This is a genomic window from Shewanella sp. SG41-4 (assembly GCF_014164505.1).
Lineage (GTDB): Bacteria > Pseudomonadota > Gammaproteobacteria > Enterobacterales > Shewanellaceae > Shewanella.
This window is the reverse complement of the sequence record NZ_JACJFI010000440.1, coordinates 1-2330: the sequence shown is the minus strand read 5'-3', so window position 1 is coordinate 2330 and position 2330 is coordinate 1. Positions and strand designations below refer to the sequence as shown.

Sequence of the window (2330 nt, the reverse complement as noted above, 5' to 3'; positions counted from 1 at the left end):
GTGTAAAAAGACCTCTATTTAAGTGTCAAAAAATCATCTAATCACTACAGTTGATCTGATTATATTTCCCCGATAGTGCCTTCCTATGCCTTTTAGATAAATTTGACTAGGTCACATATCGCATAGATCATTTAATCTATTATCAAAAAAATGATTTAGCGACTACGCTTTATGTAAAAGATTGGTGAGATATGCAAGCAGTGTCAATGAGCCGAGAGATGAATATAAACCATTGATTTTGGTTAATAGCTCGACCACTTATTCTGATTAGTATTTGCTAGCGTAAACGACAGCTTACATTTATTTGTGGGGAAGAAATGGAAAGTTTTTTCAGCTTGATGAGCAACACCGTATTGTTACTGGCACTTGTCGTCATTTATGATGCCTTAAAATTACAAAAAATTGCCTCCGAGAAGTATGGAAATGTCTTGAGTGGGATTTTTATTGGAATGATCGCAATTTGTGTGATGAATAATCCTTGGCAGCTAAGGCCGGGGATTTTTTTTGATACTCGCTGGGTACTGTTAAGTTTAAGCGGGCTATTTTTTGGTTTTATCCCTACATTGATTGCCGCGATACTAGCAGCTTGTTTTCGTTTTTATCAAGGCGGTGCAGGTTTATACGTTGGCACCTTAATTATTTTCATTAGCTCTGCCATTGGCTTAGGCTGGCGGTACTGGATAAAGTCTTCAAATACACAACCTAATTGGCAAAACTTACTGGTGATGGGTTTTGTGGTGGAGGTTGCTGTTTTACTGTGTTTATTACTCATGCCTGTGGTAGATAAATACGACATCATTCTCACTATTAGCCCCACTTTATTAACGGTGTATACATGTGGCACCATGCTAGTCGGGTTATTGTTAAAACAACATCGGGAAAGACAACAAATATCTCACGATTTACATCATCACAAAAACCTCCTCGAAACCGAGAAAAACCTATTACAAAGCATTATTGATGGCATTCCCGATATGATTTTTTATAAATCGGTTGACGGGGTTTATTTAGGTTGTAACAAGGCATTCTCTGAAACTCTAAAACACAAACCTGAAGATATTAAGCATAAGACAGACTATGACTTATTTGATCGTCAACAGGCAGACAGCTTTATCAAAGCAGATCGTTTTGTATTACAAGAAAACCAGCCATGGATGAATGAAGAATGGATTACAACATCTGACGGCGTCGCACATATTTTTAAAACCCATAAAACGCCTTTTGTTAATTCGTCTGGGGAAATTCAAGGAATTGTGGGCGTAAGTCGAGATATGGCCGACCGCAAACTCATTGAAGAACAGTTACGCCGCAGTGAAAGTACTTACCGTAACATTATCAGTACCGCGCAAGATGGTTTTGTTATTGTATCTGTAGAAGGCAGGATAATTGAGTCTAATCAGAGTTTTGCCAATATGACTGGTTATACTCTCGACGAGCTGAGCAATAAACCGATTGGAGAGATCGAAACCAGTGAAAAACACCAGTATTCTACTCAAAATGTCATAAAAGTTAAGCAAACAAAGTCTATTAATTACACCTCTCAGCACCGACATAAGTTAGGTCATTTGTTTCATGTTGAGGTGAGCATCAGTTTTTGGGATGGTGATGATGGGATGCTATTCTGCTTTGTTAAAGATATTTCACAGCGCATTAATGCCGAACAAAAACTGCTTCTGAGCGAATCTAAGTTTAGACATATTTTCGAACAAATACCCTCAATTTCAGTCCAAGGTTACGATAAAAATCGTTCAGTTATTTTTTGGAATCAAGCCAGTGAAAAGCTTTACGGATATACCAAAGAGCAAGCATTAGGGAAGCAATTAGAGGATCTCATTATCCCCCCGCCTTACAGAGAACAAGTGATCAATAACGTCAATGCATGGATTAATGAGGGGGTTCCTATTCTCGCTGAAGAATTACTCCTGCAACGTGCAGATGGTAGTAATGTAGCGGTTTATTCATCCCATACGTTAATCAACAATACCGATAATGAAGCAGAAATGTACTGTATCGATATCGATTTAAGCGCTCAAAAAAAGGCTGAAGAACAAGCTCTTACATTGTCTCAGGCAATAGAACAAAGCCCAATATCAATGATATTAACTAATATCAACAGCGAAATTGAATATGTGAATAGTGCCTTTGAAAAGATTTCAGGCTACACCGCGAGTGAAGTTATTGGCCAGTCAGCCAGCATGCTTAAATCTGGTTTAACCCCAAAATCACTTTATAAACAATTATGGGATGCTATTTCTACCGGACATGCATGGCAAGGCGAGCTGCAAAACAAAAAGAAAAATGGCGATATTTTTTGGGAACATGCTCATATC

General features: G+C 38.1%; 1 protein-coding gene. It reads left to right on the top strand.

The features are described 5' to 3' along the window. Positions 1-317: 317 nt before the first annotated feature. Positions 318-2330 (top strand): PAS domain S-box protein (locus H5202_RS20790; protein ID WP_182773737.1); only part of this gene is annotated, 2013 nt, incomplete at its 3' end.